The organism is Mesorhizobium sp. M0991 (assembly GCF_040318915.1).
In the GTDB taxonomy this organism is placed as follows: Bacteria; Pseudomonadota; Alphaproteobacteria; order Rhizobiales; family Rhizobiaceae; genus Mesorhizobium.
Map to the genome: position 1 here is coordinate 196,295 of NZ_JAMYNE010000006.1, position 12,521 is coordinate 208,815.

Here is a 12,521-nt window from a genome sequence, read left to right on the forward strand (position 1 = left end):
AATGGCCATTCTCTTGGGAAAACCGGGAAGCTGTTGGGTGGCGGCGGCCAGGTCCACGAACTATCCCCAGCTCGAAGGTTCGATCCATGCGGACGCCGTTGTCGTGGGTGCTGGAATTGTCGGGCTGACGACGGCGCTTCGGCTTTGCGAGGCGGGCCGGTCGGTGGTCGTCCTCGAAGGCCTGCGCACGGGCGGACAGGTGACCGGCCGCTCGACGGCCAAGATCACCACGCAGCATGCGCTGATCTATCGTCATCTCATCGACAGCGTTGGCCGGGACCTGGCGCAGACCTATGCCGATGCGAATTCCGCCGGCGCCCGACAAATCCGCGATTGGGTTAACAACTGCGCCATCGTCTGCGATTTCGAGAGCAAGGACGCCTATACGTACACCTGCGATGAAAGCCGGCGCGCGAAGGTCGCGGCCGAGGCGGAGGCCGCGCGCCAGGTCGGGCTGGAGGCCGAGGTTCTCGAACGCGCACCGCTGCCTTTCGAAACGGCCGCGGCATTACGGTTCCCCGATCAGGCGCAGTTCAATCCGGCGATGTATCTGGTTGGCCTGGCGGAAGCGGTGACGGCCCGCGGCGGTCGGATCTTCGAAAACAGCCGCGCCACCTCGATCGACGAGGCAAGCCGCTGGCGCGTCGTCACAGATGGCGGCGCCGTTGATGCCGGGCACGTCGTCGTCGCCACCAACATGACGGTGAAGAGCCCCATGGGCATGGCGAACCGGACGCAACCGCGCTGCCACACCGTGATGGCCTTTCGGCTCGATGATCCCCTCCCTGTCGACGGCATGTTCATCGGCATCGACGACCCGACGCATTCCATCCGCACGGGCCGTGATGCCGAAGGTCCGCTGCTGGTCGTGCTTGGCCCCAAATTCAACACCGGCTGGGATGGCGACGTGGCGAAGCGGTTTGTCGAACTGGAAAAATGGGCAAGAAAGAACGTTCCGGTCGGCGACGTCGCGTGGCGCTGGTGCAACGAGGATTATGATACGGCCGACAGGATCCCATATGCCGGCGAACCCGATCCCGCCAAGGCCGCCGGCTTCCACATTGCCACGGGCTTCAACGCCTGGGGCATCACCAACGGGACGGCCGTGGGCACGATGATCGCCGACCTGATTTGCGACCGCCCGAGCCCACTGCAAAAACTCTACGATCCGGCGCGGCCCTATCCCGAGGGCTTCCACAAGAATGGCCGCAGCCAATCGATCGTCTCGAGCACCCACGACATTGCGCCCGGCATGGGTGGCGTGATCGTCAGGGGAGACGAAAAGATTGCGGCGTGGAGAGACACCGAAGGCGCACTCCAGGCGGTTTCGGCGACGTGCACCCACAAGGGCTGCACCGTGACCTGGAACAATGCGGACCACACCTGGGATTGTCCCTGCCACGGCTCGATCTTCGCCGCCGACGGTTCGGTCATCCACGGCCCTGCCCGAAAACCGCTTGCCCAGATTACATTGTGAAGGCGGCGACCGGCACGGCCCGCGTCACGCCGGCCGTTCGTAGGTTCCGACCAACTCCGTCTCCTCCAATGCGTGTTTCTGGGCTTGCTTCCAGACCTGATGCACGCCCGCCTGCCCCGGAACGCTGAGGCTCGGCACATCGAGCGCGGCCAGCAGAAAGTGGTAATGGTGGACGCCATGCCCTGCAGGCGGCTGCGGACCATCGTAATAGGCATTGCCGAAATCGTTGGTGCCTTGCCTGAGGGCCGATGGACCGGGCTTGCCGTCTTCGGCCTCGGCGAGTCCGCCGGCATCCGGCGGGATATTGAACACCGCCCAGTGCCCGAAAATCCCGCTTGGCGCATCGGGATCCCGCACGACAAGAACAAGGCTCTTGGTACCATCCGGGACACCGGACCACTTCAGCGGCGGCGAGACGTTCTGGCCGTCACGCGCATATTTTTCGGGAATTCTTCCGCCTGCCCGGAACGCCGGGCTGATAAGGGTGAGTGGCATTGCTATCTCCCCAAGAAGGTTGCGACCGAGAAACCCGCGCGGCGCCGTTCACGCCGCTTGCTGAGCTTCAGCGACGCGTCTTATCTCTCCTGGCAGGGATTCCCAGACCTTGTGCATCTGTCCTTCTCCGACGTGATGGGCGAGCACCTTGGACACGACCCTGAATGCATCCTTGGAATCGACCGGACGGGCAAATTCCAGCTCCGCCTTGATCTTGGCCAGAAACTCGTCGAGCGACCGCATCTTCTCGGGAGCTTTGGAAGGCTGATATTGGTCATAGAAGGCGCCGCGCACCAGAATCGGCAGCTGCGAGCCTAGGTGGGCTGCAAGATCCGGTTGCATACGGTCGCGCAGGGCGTGCAGCACCGCGCCGAGAACGTGCCAGGCGACCTGCCGATCCGGTCCAATCTCGTCCATGATCTCGTCGAGCCAGATGTTCGTGGTCTGCAGTGTCTTGTCGAATACGTCGAGTCCGGTGGCGTTCATCGAAATCCTCCTTCCATTCAAATCCGACTAGGCTGATATGACCAAACAGCCGTGCCTGCCCGTTGTTCCCCGATGCGCATGTCCTGGTGCGCATTCATTGTCGGAGGTTTCGTCATGAGGGGATTCGGGCCGGCTTTTTGCCGCTGTTTTTTCGACCGCCTTTCTTGGCCGACGCTCGGAACATCCTCATGGGTGGACGAGTTTTGTTTGCCGTCGCCGATCACATGGCGACGAGTGATGCAGACACGAAAAACAGGAGAAGAACCATGGCACATCACGATTTGGCGCCCAGGACGCCATCGCGCAGCCTCTACCCGTCCGCGCGAGACCCACTCACGTCATTCCACCGGCAGATCGATCGCCTGTTCGACGACTTCTTTGCGCCAATGGCCGAAGCGACTACGGCCAGCGATCTTTGGCCGAGCGTCGACGTATATGAAACAGACCAAGCCTATAAGGTCACCGCCGAATTGCCGGGGCTCGAGCAGAAGGATGTTGAGCTCAAGCTGCGCGACAACACCCTCTCCATTACGGGCGAGAAGCGTTCGGAGCACAAGGAAAGCGACCGCGGCCACACCTACAGCGAACGCAGTTATGGCCGGTTTCAGCGGACGATCCCCCTGGAAGCGGAGATCGATGCCGACAAGGTGCAGGCCACTTTCAGGAACGGCGTTTTGACTGTCGAGCTTCCGAAGAATCCCGCTGCAAAGGACAAGACACGCCGCATAGAAGTGAAAGCGCGATAGTAGCCAAACTGAAGGCTGCCTGAGCAGGCTGCGTTCACCCCCGAGGGAGGGAGAACGGCGAGCACGGCGGCAACCGCTCAGGCGAGCGTCTAGCGCCGGGGATCGTCCGTTGCCTCGGAAACGCCTTCGAGAGCGATTTTGGCGGCTTCCTTATCGGTCCGCCCGAGGTCGGCCAGGGCAATGACGCCGACGAGGCGCTTGTCGTGGTTGATCACCGGAAGACGACGCACCTGATGCTTGGCCATGATCTTCGCCGCATCGGTGATATCGGCGTCGTCGAAGCACCAATAGACATGCTCGGACATGACCTCGCGAACGGTCGTGTTGCCGGCTGAGCGCTCCTCGGCGACACCGCGCATCACGATGTCGCGGTCTGTCACCATGCCGACCAGCCTGTCATTCTCGCCGACCGGAAGGGCGCCGAGATTGTCGGCCCGCATTTTCCGGGCGGCATCCCTGATTGTAGTGTTCGGGCCGACCAGTTCGGTCCGACGGCTCATGATCTCCTGAACTTGCATGGGACATTCCTCTCTCTGATTGCTGAGGCAACAAGCCGCCAGACGCGCCTGTTGCCGCGCATCGCGAAATCGCCGGACGAGGCATGTACGGATCGCTATCTTCGATCTTCCCGATCCGCGCTAACCCGTGCCGGTGCCGGCACCTCGCGATCGAAACTATTCTTGGAACGTCCAGGCAGCGAGCGAGTTCCAAAATGGTACCGGTGCCGCAGCCATCCCACGGCATGTGGCCGCAGGCTGGTGACAAAACATCTACCGGGAAAACAGATGCACGCGGATTGAAGGTCATGGCTATCATCTTTTCAGATCGCCGCGAGGCCGGGCGGCGACTCGCCGGGGAGCTCGTTCGCTTTGCCGGCCGCGACGACGTGATCGTATTGGCGCTGCCCCGAGGCGGCGTGCCGGTCGGCTACGAGGTCGCGCGGGCACTCAAGGCACCGCTCGACGTCTTCGTCGTGCGCAAGCTCGGCGTCCCCGGTCACGAGGAACTGGCCATGGGGGCGATTGCGCCCTCAGGCGTACGTGTCCTGAACGACGAAATCGTCAGCGGTCTCGCGATCCCGCCACATGTCATCGACGCGGTCGCCGCAAAGGAGGAAAAAGAGCTTCTGCGCCGCGAGCACCTCTATAGGGACGGGCGCCCCCCACCGCAGTTGAATGGACGGACCATTATCCTCGTGGATGACGGGCTTGCGACCGGATCGACCATGCGGGCCGGGATCAAGGCGCTGCGAAAAAACCACGCCGCCCATATTGTCGCGGCCGTTCCCGTCGGTAGCCCCGACACTTGCGACGCGATGCGGGCGGACGCCGACGAGGTCGTTTGCGCGACGACACCAGAGCCGTTGCTGGGTGTCGGGCGCTGGTACGTGGATTTCTCACAAACGAGCGATGAAGAGGTCCGCGCGCTCCTCGCCAGCTGCGTGCCCAAGCCTGCGGCTTCCGACAAGCCTGCCGCTTCCGAAGAAGAATTGGCCGGGCGCGCGAGCGCGGGTCCGGTGCCTGGTACCAGATCGACATAGCGGAGGTGGATATGCACCGGCATAGCGAGCACATCGTGCATGTTCCCGTGGGGCCTGTCACGCTTGAGGGCAATCTTTCGTTGCCCTCGGATGCTCGTGGCCTTGTGCTCTTCGCCCACGGCAGCGGAAGCAGCCGCCACAGCCCGCGCAACCGCTACGTGGCCGGAAGGCTGAACGAGGCGAACCTCGCCACCTTCCTCGTCGACCTGTTGATGGCCGAAGAGGAGCGGATCGACCAGGTCACGGCCGAGTTGCGCTTCAATATCGGACTGCTCGCCGACCGGCTGGTCGGCGTCACGGATTGGCTCGATGCCTCGCCGGACACATCGGGGTTGCGTCTTGGCTATTTCGGCGCGAGCACGGGCGCCGGTGCCGCCCTGGTGGCGGCGGCCGAGCGGCCCGACCAGGCCGCGGCCGTGGTTTCGCGTGGTGGCCGGCCCGATCTTGCAGCGCTCGCCCTGCCGCGCGTTCGGGCGCCGACCTTGCTCGTCGTCGGAGGCGCGGACACGCAAGTGATCGCGCTCAACCGCTCGGCGCTGGCGGCGCTCCGCAGCGAGAAGGAGCTCGCCATCGTCCCTGGCGCGACACATCTGTTCGAAGAACCCGGCGCCCTGGACGAAGTCGCGGATCTCGCTACCCAATGGTTCTTGCGCCATCTGATTTCGGACAGATCGGCGTCGACGTCCTGACAGCCGGGGCGTGGCTCACCAGTGCCGGGATCATTTGCGTCCTCAACGCGTTATGATCCTCATAAGACCGCGCGCAGCTGCAACCCGAATGGCTGTCGCAGCCCGTATGTGGGAGAAAGACAATGCCGGACAAGAAAACCATAGAGAAGGCCCGAAAGGACAAGCGCGAGGGCAAATCGCCGAGCACGCAGGCCGGCGAGTTCGTGCACGAGGAGATCGATAAAATCCGCCGCGGCGAGCACGGCGCGCGCTCGACACAGCAGGCTATCGCCATCGGGCTTTCCGAGGCGAGACGCGCAGGTGTAGACCTGCCCCCACCCAAAAAGGGCAAGGTGAAGGAGAGCACGCGCAAAAGCGCCGAATACGCCTATGAGGCCGGCCAGGGCGAACGCAAGCCGAAACGCCGCCCGCGGGTCTCGAAAGCCGTCTCTAAGGTGCTCGAGCACGAGCCGAAGAGCACGGCGTCGCACGAGGCGCTGGCGCAGCAGGCCAAGCGTGCGGCCTCGCGCCGGACGGCCGAGGAGCGTTCCGCAGCCGCAAGGAAAGCCGCCGAGACGAAAGGCGCCAGCGGAAGGAAGGCGGCGGCGCAGAAGGCCGCCAGAACGCGGGTACACCACGCATAGTTCAAAGACGGCAGTTCGCCTCCAGGAAACCCGATCTGGACGCCACGGCCGCCGCCAGCAAAGGCAAGACGTCGACAAGGCCGCCGGCGATAAACGCCTATTCCTCCCAGACCCCCTTCCCGGCGCAGATCGTCCATCGTGCGCGAAATGCCTTCGCGCAAGATCGACACCATGTCGTCGATCTGCTCGCGCGTGATGATCAGCGGCGGCGACATTACGCACATGTTGATCAGCGGCCTGACCAGCAGGCTGAGCTCGTCGCAATGCGCGTCGATTCCGGTCGGCAGCTCGATCCGCCTCGCTTATGACCCTGAGGCTCTGATGGCGATGGCCGACTGAATAATTTCTAGCGCAGCAATGCGGCCGGCGACGATGGCGCCCTCGACGTAGCCCGGAAATGATGGCGACAGCTCCGACGAGGCGAAATGGATCGGCGACGCGCCAGCACGGATAATGCGTTCGGCATCAGTTGCCGTCGCATCGACGATCAGATCGCTGTAACCGCCGCCGCTCCAGCGATCCCCGGTCCAGTCGCGATAGCTGAGATCGATAATGCCGGCCGCCTCGATACCGAGCGCCTCTTCCAGCTTTGATGTCACCTTTGCGCGTAACGCTGCGTCGTCCAGATCCCGCCAGCGCTGCGCCAGCGGCCCGCCGATGAAGACGACAAGTGCTGCATGATCCTCGTCCCTGCTTGCATCGCAGGCAAAGAGCCCGTGCGGATCGCGCCACATCACCATGCCGCTCAAGCCCCTGTCGCGCCAGAAAGCCTTGGGATAGCGCACCAGCATTTTGATCACCGCGCCGCTTTGCCAGACGCCGAGGGCTCTCTTCAGCACAGCCGGCAGCGGCGGCACGAAATCCACTCTCGAGGCCATCATCGGCGGTACGGCGACCAGTACCGCTCGTGCCTCGATCGCGCCGGCAGGCGAAACGACGCGAACCCCTCCCGGCCCGTCCTCAATGGCCTCGACAGCTGTATTCAGCCGCAGTCGATCGCCGAGATCCCGCGCAAGATCATCCGCCAGCGAATGCATGGTTTCGCGCACGAAATACTGCAGCTCCGACACCTCGTTGGTGACGCGTCGATCATTGTCGATCAGGTACCACAGCGGCAGCCTTTCCATTGCCAGGCACCACAGGCCCTCGATCATCGACCGAAAGGCGGCCTTGGCATCGTCGGGATCGGCCTGGCGATCGAGCCATGCCGCGACCGTCAAGCCGGCAATGGCCGGGTCGTTCGGTGCGATCGCATTCATCCGCTCGCGTATTCGCATCGCGGTGCCGTAAGTGCGCCCGGCTTGCGCCTCGCTCATTCGCGGCTGCGTGACGAATTCGCCTGCGACATGGGTCTCGACCAATGTCTTGCGGCGCGCTCGCACCAGCGCCATCAATTCCGGCATGTCTTCGCACAGGAACTGGCCGCCGCTGTCGATCCGCTCGCCGAGCCCGTTCTGCACGGCTTCGACGCGTCCGCCGACACGGTCGCGGGCTTCGAGCACCACGAAATCGACGCCAGCCTTCTTCAGCTCAAGCGCTGCCGACAAACCGGTGAAGCCGGCGCCGAGGATGGCCACATCGGCTCGTTCGATCGTGGACTTCATCAGCCGGCCTTGATCTTCTCGAATTCCGCGACCCACCGCTGCTTGAGCTCAGGCGCCACCGGCTGAGGATGGGAACCGGGGTCCTCGTAACGGGACTGGTCAAACAAAACGAGGTCCTTGTCCGGCCCCAGCGCCGCAGCCGAAGCCACCAGCGCTCTCAGAGGTCGCGTCAATGTCTTCATTGCTGTTCCATCCTCTTTTGATTGTTTCACGCCGGCTTGGCACCGCTGGCTGCAGATTTCGGATAGTGCTTGGGGAATGCCGCGGACAGGAACTCGTTCGCGGCCTGCAGTGCCGTCTCGCGTGTGGTGTCTTCGGTGCCCATCATCAAACGCAGCCACAGACCATCCAGCATGGCGCTGAGCGCCAGCGCCATGACTTGTGGTTCATAGGCATAGAAGCCGCTCTGCTTGAGCGCCGCGCAAAGATCGATGAAGATGTTCTGGTAGACGGCATCGCGTGCGCTGCTCAGCGCCTGATATTTCGGCCGCGATTTGGCCTCGCCCCAGAAGGCACACCAGGCAGCCAGCTTGCGCTTGTTGCAGATCGAGCGGTCGAAATCGGCCGCGACCAATGCCTGCAACTGGCGGGCGGGATCATCGCCGGCCTTTTGCAAGGCGCTGCGCCAATGCGCCGAATACTCGTCATACATGTATTGCAAAGTGGCAACGAGCAGCTTCTCCTTGCTCTCGAAATGGAAATTGACGATGCCGCGCGACAAGCCGGCGCCGTCGGCGACGTCGGCCATAGTCGTTTCCGAATAGCCGCGCTTGGCCAATGAATCGATTGTCGCTTCGATCAGTTGAAGCTGCCTTGTCTCTTTCGACGCCTTGCGGCCGCGCTTTTCGGAATCGCTTTTTCGCGCCGGTTCGAGGAGGGCTTCGCGCGCCTCTGTTGTCTTCATCGGGTGATGGTCTCCAGCATCGCCGGCTAGCCGACCGGCTTCGGCCGCGAAGATCAGTGGGATGGTGCTCGCCACTGTCAAGCACCTTCTGCAGGGCTGCTCGGGTTCGAATGTTCTCGTCGAGATAGGCATCCTTGGAGAAAACGATGTCGAAGGCACCGTTGGCAAAAGGTGGCGATCCCGGCGATGCGTGGACCAGATCGGCGCCCCCGCCTGCAGCGGACCTTTGGGTCGAGATCTATGCCAGGCGCGAGCTGCGGTATCACCAGCTGTTGAAGCGTGCCAAACTGGTGCCGCGGCCGTTCGTCAGGCTCGACCGCCGCACCGCCAATCCGCCCGCGGATTTTAAGAGATGACTGACGACACTTACAGTCGCGAAATCGATGCCGAAGCCGCCGAGCAGTGGCAGCTGGTCAACATGCCGCTCGGCGAAAAATGGTCGGGCCGAACCCGCTATGCCGCGGCCATGTTCTTCTACAAGCGCGGCGAGATGGACGCCGAAACGCTGGAAGTCTACCGCATCTGTGCGCGGCTGGATTCCACCGATCCGCTGCCGATCATCCGCGACCGCGGCGTCGGCCAGGACTGGCTGAAGCGCATGGGCGCCTAGTAATTCCCGCCTAGGCCTGTTGAGATTCAGGTCAGGCCGAGTCGAAAACGATGGTTTCCGAGAACCGGGGCGGAGCGTACTTAAGTACGTGAGCACCGGAAGCGCAGGAAGCCATCGTTTGCAGGCCGGCCTCACCTGAATATCGACAGGCTTAGCCGATGGTCTTTTCCAGCATGCCGAGCCAGTTGCGATAGGCGATCTTCTCGATCAGCGCGCGCCCGAAGCCGCGTGCCGCGAACGCGTCGAGCAGTCTTGGCAGGCCGGCAACGTCGCCTATCACGGCCGGGATCATGGCGCCGTCGAAATCCGAGCCTAGGCCGACGCCGTCTTCGCCCAGCGCCTGCAGCAGCGAATCGACATGGCGCATCATGATGTCGAGGCTGGTGTCGGCGTTCATCCTGCCGTCCTCTCGTAGGAACCCGGTGGCGAAGTTCAGCCCGACCATGCCGCCGGAGTCGCGGATCGCGCCGAGCTGCCATTCGGTGAGATTGCGCGAATGGCCGCAGATCGCGTGCACGTTGGAATGGGTCGCGACCAGCGGTGCGTCGCTGATCTCGACGACGTCGCGGAAACCTTTTTCGTTGAGATGCGAAAGATCGATCATGATCTTCAGCTGGTTGCAGGCTTTCACCAGCGCCTTGCCGGCATCGGTCAGCCCCGGCCCTGTATCGGGCGACGACGGGAAGCGGAACGGCACGCCGTGGCCGAAGGCATTGGGACGGCTCCAGACGATGCCGAGCGAGCGCAAGCCGGCTGCGTGGAGAACGTCGAGCAAGGTGAGCTCAGGGTCGATCGCCTCGACCCCTTCGATATGGAACACCGCCGCAATCGAGCCTTGCGCCATCGCCTTCCTCACATCGCCGGCGCTGCGGCAGACGGTAAGCGCCGAAGCCCGCTCCAGCCTGAACAGGATCGAGGCCATCGCTACGGTGGAGTTGAGCGCATCGGCGCGAGGAACCTCGGGCGGCAAGGGCTCGCTGTCGCTCGGTGCCAGCGGCACGGCGCCGCGTTTGGATTTCTCGACAGGCGGCGGGAAGATCGCGAACATGCCGCCGGCAAATCCGCCTTTCTTCGCGCGTGGCAGGTCGATATGGCCACCCGGCGTCCCCTCGACGAACAGCTTTTCGACGTCCGCATCCTTCGACTGGTAGAGCCTGAGCAGCGTGTCGTTGTGGCCGTCGAAGACGGGAACGAGATCGGATTCGGTCATGGAGGGCCATTCGGTTGAAGTGGTCGGACCGCAGACGGCGAGCCGGTTTGTTGGCAATACTTAGGCAAGACGGGCGCTCTGCGCAAATCCCGTATGTTTGCCTTGTGTTTGTACGCCGCCAATGGCCGAAGGGGCACGCGGTAAAGCCGCGCACCCTTTCTCCTGTCATTCATCGAGGGGCTGCCTCTTACCGCTTCAGCACGTCCGCCCATTCCGGATGGCGGCGGAATTGAGCATTGGCGAACGGGCAAAGCGGGATGATCGTCTTGCCCGCCGCACGTGCATCCTCGACGGCACGGGTGACCAGGCGAAGCCCCGCGCCCTGGCCGCGAAATGCATCCGGCACTTCGGTATGGTCGATGATGATCTGGTGCTCACCGATCTTGGTGAAGGTCATCTCCGCCTCGGCGCCGCCCGGCCCACGCAGGAAGTAGCGGCCCTTCGAGCCGCGGTCCTCCAGCTCGATCTCCGGCAATAGGTCAGACATGGCTTGCGGTCCTTTCATCCGGCGCAAGGGCGAACAACCGCCGCGCCGCCTCGATCTCGGTTGGCCGCACCTCATGGCCGCCGTCATGCCACTCGACTGTGACATCGGCGCCATCGGCGCGCAAATAGGCTTCAAGCCGCGCCGTCAAATCAGGCGGACAGATCGGGTCCCGCCTGCCGGCGGTGACCAGGATGCGGCTGCCGCCAAGGCTGCCCTTGACCTCCGGCTCGAACGGGATCAGCGGATGCATCAGCACCGTTGCGTCGAACAGCGACGGCTCGGCAAACAGCACCGAGGCCAGGATGTTGGCGCCGTTGGAGTAACCGAGGCCGAGCACCGAAGATGGCTTTGCCGCCTCGACATGCGCCTTGACGAAGCCGGCCATCTTGTCCGTCGCTCGCGTGAGGTCGCCCATGTCGTAAACGCCCTCGCCGGTCCGGCGGAAGAAGCGTGCGGCGCCTTGTTCCGAGACATCGCCGCGCGGGGCGACGATCGTCGCTTGCGGCGCAAGATCGCGCCCAAGCGACAGAAGCTGGGCCTCGTCGCCGCCGGTGCCATGAAAGACGAAGAGCAACGCGCCATCAGGCGAACCGGGCAGCACCTTGTGAATATACGAATCCTTGCTCATGACCTTGTCCTCAATCTTCCAGTTTCTGCAGATGCTGCTCGAGATAGGGCCGCAAATGCTGGTGTTGCGACGGCAGTTTCAGCGCCTCGCCGAGATGGGCGGTATCCTCGTCGCGGTCGAAGCCCGGCTCGTTGGTGGCGACTTCGAACAGCACGCCGCCCGGTGTGCGGAAATAGATCGCCCAGAAATAATCGCGGTCGATCACCGGCGTCACCTGATAACCTGTATCGAGCAGCGCCTTGCGCACTTCGAGCTGCTTGGCGCGGTTCTCGACGGCGAAAGCGACATGGTGGACCGAGCCGGCGCCGAGATTGGCGAAGCCGGCCCCTGGCAGCGATTCGATATCGACGACGTCGGCGCCGTTGCCGTTCTTCACCGCCAGCCGCCTGACGTTGCCGGACTTGTCGACCTCCTCATAACCTATGAATTTCAGCAGCTCTTCGGTGGCGCCGCCATCTTTCAGCCTGAGCGACACCGAGTGAAAACCGCGGATCGCCTCGTCGGTGGGAATGCCACCCTTGGCCCATGGCGCACGGCTGTCCGCTCTGTCCTCGACCAGTGCAAACCCGTCGCCGTCGGGACCGGCGAAGACAAGACGCTTCTCGCCGAACGTCTCCTCGCCGGACAGCCCGGTGACACCTTGCTCGGCAAACCGTTTCTCCCAATAGCCAAGCGTGCCCTCGGGCACCGAGTAAGCGGTGGTACCGACTTCGCCGACGCCATGGCGGCCTTTGCCAATGTTCGGGAACGGGAAATAGGTCATCACCGAGCCGGGCGTGCCGACCTCGTCGCCGTAATAGAGGTGGTAGACATCGGGTGCGTCGAAATTGACGGTTTTCTTGACCCGCCGCAGGCCGAGCGTCCCGGTGAAGAATTCATTGTTCTGGCGCGCATCGCTGGCCATCGAGGTGACGTGATGCAGGCCCTTGACCTGGTCGAGCATGTTTCTGCTCCTTTCCTTGTGCCGGTGCGGCCCTTGCCGCTGTCCACGCAAATATGAGCATCCGCCTCCTGGCCGCAAA

Annotated in this window: 16 protein-coding genes and 2 pseudogenes; 7 read left to right on the forward strand and 11 right to left on the reverse strand. The window is 63.4% G+C overall.

Going from position 1 to position 12,521, the window contains the following annotated elements:
• Window position 1 precedes the first annotated feature (1 nt).
• Complete coding sequence (locus tag NKH70_RS11980; RefSeq protein ID WP_352978973.1) at window positions 2-1,477, forward strand: FAD-dependent oxidoreductase; 1,476 nt, start codon at window positions 2-4, stop codon at window positions 1,475-1,477.
• 24 nt (window positions 1,478-1,501) lie between these two features.
• Here NKH70_RS11980 and NKH70_RS11985 read toward each other — a convergent pair whose 3' ends face one another.
• A complete protein-coding gene (locus tag NKH70_RS11985; protein ID WP_352471470.1) occupies window positions 1,502-1,972 on the reverse strand; it encodes a YbhB/YbcL family Raf kinase inhibitor-like protein in 471 nt (156 codons plus the stop codon).
• A gap of 48 nt (window positions 1,973-2,020) precedes the next feature.
• A complete protein-coding gene (locus NKH70_RS11990; RefSeq protein WP_352714257.1) occupies window positions 2,021-2,458 on the reverse strand; it encodes a DUF2267 domain-containing protein in 438 nt (145 codons plus the stop codon).
• 188 nt (window positions 2,459-2,646) lie between these two features.
• Between NKH70_RS11990 and NKH70_RS11995 the strand changes: the two genes are divergently transcribed.
• Window positions 2,647-3,204 (forward strand): Hsp20/alpha crystallin family protein, encoded by a 558-nt coding sequence (locus NKH70_RS11995; RefSeq protein WP_352910082.1) that lies wholly within the window; start codon window positions 2,647-2,649, stop codon window positions 3,202-3,204.
• Window positions 3,205-3,293: 89 nt separating this feature from the next.
• On the opposite strand, the gene NKH70_RS12000 is transcribed toward NKH70_RS11995, so the two are convergent.
• Window positions 3,294-3,704 (reverse strand): CBS domain-containing protein, encoded by a 411-nt coding sequence (locus NKH70_RS12000; protein WP_352458287.1) that lies wholly within the window; start codon window positions 3,702-3,704, stop codon window positions 3,294-3,296.
• A gap of 305 nt (window positions 3,705-4,009) precedes the next feature.
• On the opposite strand from NKH70_RS12000, the gene NKH70_RS12005 reads away from it, so the two are divergent.
• The 3 genes from NKH70_RS12005 to NKH70_RS12015 all read left to right on the forward strand — a co-directional run bounded on the left by NKH70_RS12005 (window position 4,010) and on the right by NKH70_RS12015 (window position 6,056).
• Window positions 4,010-4,744 (forward strand): phosphoribosyltransferase, encoded by a 735-nt coding sequence (locus NKH70_RS12005; RefSeq protein ID WP_352910080.1) that lies wholly within the window; start codon window positions 4,010-4,012, stop codon window positions 4,742-4,744.
• Between the two features lie 11 nt (window positions 4,745-4,755).
• Complete coding sequence (locus tag NKH70_RS12010; RefSeq protein ID WP_353015086.1) at window positions 4,756-5,433, forward strand: dienelactone hydrolase family protein; 678 nt, start codon at window positions 4,756-4,758, stop codon at window positions 5,431-5,433.
• Window positions 5,434-5,555: 122 nt separating this feature from the next.
• Complete coding sequence (locus NKH70_RS12015; protein WP_353025331.1) at window positions 5,556-6,056, forward strand: DUF6496 domain-containing protein; 501 nt, start codon at window positions 5,556-5,558, stop codon at window positions 6,054-6,056.
• Window positions 6,057-6,169: 113 nt separating this feature from the next.
• Here NKH70_RS12015 and NKH70_RS12020 read toward each other — a convergent pair.
• From NKH70_RS12020 to betI, 4 genes and pseudogenes are all read right to left on the reverse strand, one after another.
• A pseudogene (locus NKH70_RS12020) lies at window positions 6,170-6,331 on the reverse strand (aspartate aminotransferase family protein); the annotation flags it as partial.
• A 27-nt stretch (window positions 6,332-6,358) separates the two neighbouring features.
• The gene (locus tag NKH70_RS12025) at window positions 6,359-7,660 is read right to left on the reverse strand and encodes a flavin monoamine oxidase family protein (protein ID WP_352910074.1); all 1,302 of its coding nucleotides are present in this window, start codon (window positions 7,658-7,660) and stop codon (window positions 6,359-6,361) included.
• Window positions 7,660-7,842: a hypothetical protein gene (locus NKH70_RS12030; RefSeq protein WP_352910071.1), complete on the reverse strand. Its 183-nt coding sequence runs from the start codon at window positions 7,840-7,842 to the stop codon at window positions 7,660-7,662. The genes NKH70_RS12025 and NKH70_RS12030 overlap by 1 nt, the downstream gene beginning before the upstream one ends.
• A 26-nt stretch (window positions 7,843-7,868) precedes the next feature.
• Window positions 7,869-8,564: a transcriptional regulator BetI gene (gene betI / locus NKH70_RS12035; protein ID WP_352714584.1), complete on the reverse strand. Its 696-nt coding sequence runs from the start codon at window positions 8,562-8,564 to the stop codon at window positions 7,869-7,871.
• Window positions 8,565-8,785: 221 nt separating this feature from the next.
• Here betI and NKH70_RS12040 point away from each other — a divergent pair.
• Together NKH70_RS12040 and NKH70_RS12045 are read left to right on the forward strand one after the other, a co-directional pair.
• A pseudogene (locus NKH70_RS12040) lies at window positions 8,786-8,920 on the forward strand (aminomethyl transferase family protein); the annotation flags it as partial.
• Window positions 8,917-9,174 carry a hypothetical protein gene (locus NKH70_RS12045; protein ID WP_352910069.1) on the forward strand — a complete coding sequence of 86 codons (258 nt, stop codon included), beginning with the start codon at window positions 8,917-8,919 and terminating at the stop codon, window positions 9,172-9,174. The pseudogene NKH70_RS12040 and the gene NKH70_RS12045, both read left to right, overlap by 4 nt.
• A gap of 151 nt (window positions 9,175-9,325) precedes the next feature.
• Here NKH70_RS12045 and NKH70_RS12050 read toward each other — a convergent pair whose 3' ends face one another.
• The 4 genes from NKH70_RS12050 to NKH70_RS12065 form a co-directional block, all read right to left on the reverse strand.
• The gene (locus tag NKH70_RS12050; protein WP_352469348.1) at window positions 9,326-10,384 is read right to left on the reverse strand and encodes a dipeptidase; all 1,059 of its coding nucleotides are present in this window, start codon (window positions 10,382-10,384) and stop codon (window positions 9,326-9,328) included.
• Window positions 10,385-10,571: 187 nt separating this feature from the next.
• The gene (locus NKH70_RS12055; RefSeq protein WP_254816591.1) at window positions 10,572-10,871 is read right to left on the reverse strand and encodes a GNAT family N-acetyltransferase; all 300 of its coding nucleotides are present in this window, start codon (window positions 10,869-10,871) and stop codon (window positions 10,572-10,574) included.
• Window positions 10,864-11,499, reverse strand: a complete 636-nt coding sequence (locus tag NKH70_RS12060) for an alpha/beta hydrolase (RefSeq protein ID WP_352910066.1) — start codon at window positions 11,497-11,499, stop codon at window positions 10,864-10,866. Before NKH70_RS12060 ends, NKH70_RS12055 begins: the two co-directional genes overlap by 8 nt.
• Window positions 11,500-11,509: 10 nt before the next feature.
• The gene (locus NKH70_RS12065; RefSeq protein WP_353025333.1) at window positions 11,510-12,442 is read right to left on the reverse strand and encodes a VOC family protein; all 933 of its coding nucleotides are present in this window, start codon (window positions 12,440-12,442) and stop codon (window positions 11,510-11,512) included.
• Window positions 12,443-12,521: the final 79 nt, after the last annotated feature.

Bases quoted from the DNA above. Each gene is read 5' to 3' on its own strand.
- NKH70_RS11980 (WP_352978973.1), top strand. From the start codon at position 2: ATGGCCATTCTCTTGGGAAAACCGGGAAGCTGTTGGGTGGCGGCGGCC.
- NKH70_RS11985 (WP_352471470.1), bottom strand. From the start codon at position 1,972: ATGCCACTCACCCTTATCAGCCCGGCGTTCCGGGCAGGCGGAAGAATT.
- NKH70_RS11990 (WP_352714257.1), bottom strand. From the start codon at position 2,458: ATGAACGCCACCGGACTCGACGTATTCGACAAGACACTGCAGACCACG.
- NKH70_RS11995 (WP_352910082.1), top strand. From the start codon at position 2,647: ATGGGTGGACGAGTTTTGTTTGCCGTCGCCGATCACATGGCGACGAGT.
- NKH70_RS12000 (WP_352458287.1), bottom strand. From the start codon at position 3,704: ATGAGCCGTCGGACCGAACTGGTCGGCCCGAACACTACAATCAGGGAT.
- NKH70_RS12005 (WP_352910080.1), top strand. From the start codon at position 4,010: ATGGCTATCATCTTTTCAGATCGCCGCGAGGCCGGGCGGCGACTCGCC.
- NKH70_RS12010 (WP_353015086.1), top strand. From the start codon at position 4,756: ATGCACCGGCATAGCGAGCACATCGTGCATGTTCCCGTGGGGCCTGTC.
- NKH70_RS12015 (WP_353025331.1), top strand. From the start codon at position 5,556: ATGCCGGACAAGAAAACCATAGAGAAGGCCCGAAAGGACAAGCGCGAG.
- NKH70_RS12025 (WP_352910074.1), bottom strand. From the start codon at position 7,660: ATGAAGTCCACGATCGAACGAGCCGATGTGGCCATCCTCGGCGCCGGC.
- NKH70_RS12030 (WP_352910071.1), bottom strand. From the start codon at position 7,842: ATGAAGACATTGACGCGACCTCTGAGAGCGCTGGTGGCTTCGGCTGCG.
- betI (WP_352714584.1), bottom strand. From the start codon at position 8,564: ATGAAGACAACAGAGGCGCGCGAAGCCCTCCTCGAACCGGCGCGAAAA.
- NKH70_RS12045 (WP_352910069.1), top strand. From the start codon at position 8,917: ATGACTGACGACACTTACAGTCGCGAAATCGATGCCGAAGCCGCCGAG.
- NKH70_RS12050 (WP_352469348.1), bottom strand. From the start codon at position 10,384: ATGACCGAATCCGATCTCGTTCCCGTCTTCGACGGCCACAACGACACG.
- NKH70_RS12055 (WP_254816591.1), bottom strand. From the start codon at position 10,871: ATGTCTGACCTATTGCCGGAGATCGAGCTGGAGGACCGCGGCTCGAAG.
- NKH70_RS12060 (WP_352910066.1), bottom strand. From the start codon at position 11,499: ATGAGCAAGGATTCGTATATTCACAAGGTGCTGCCCGGTTCGCCTGAT.
- NKH70_RS12065 (WP_353025333.1), bottom strand. From the start codon at position 12,442: ATGCTCGACCAGGTCAAGGGCCTGCATCACGTCACCTCGATGGCCAGC.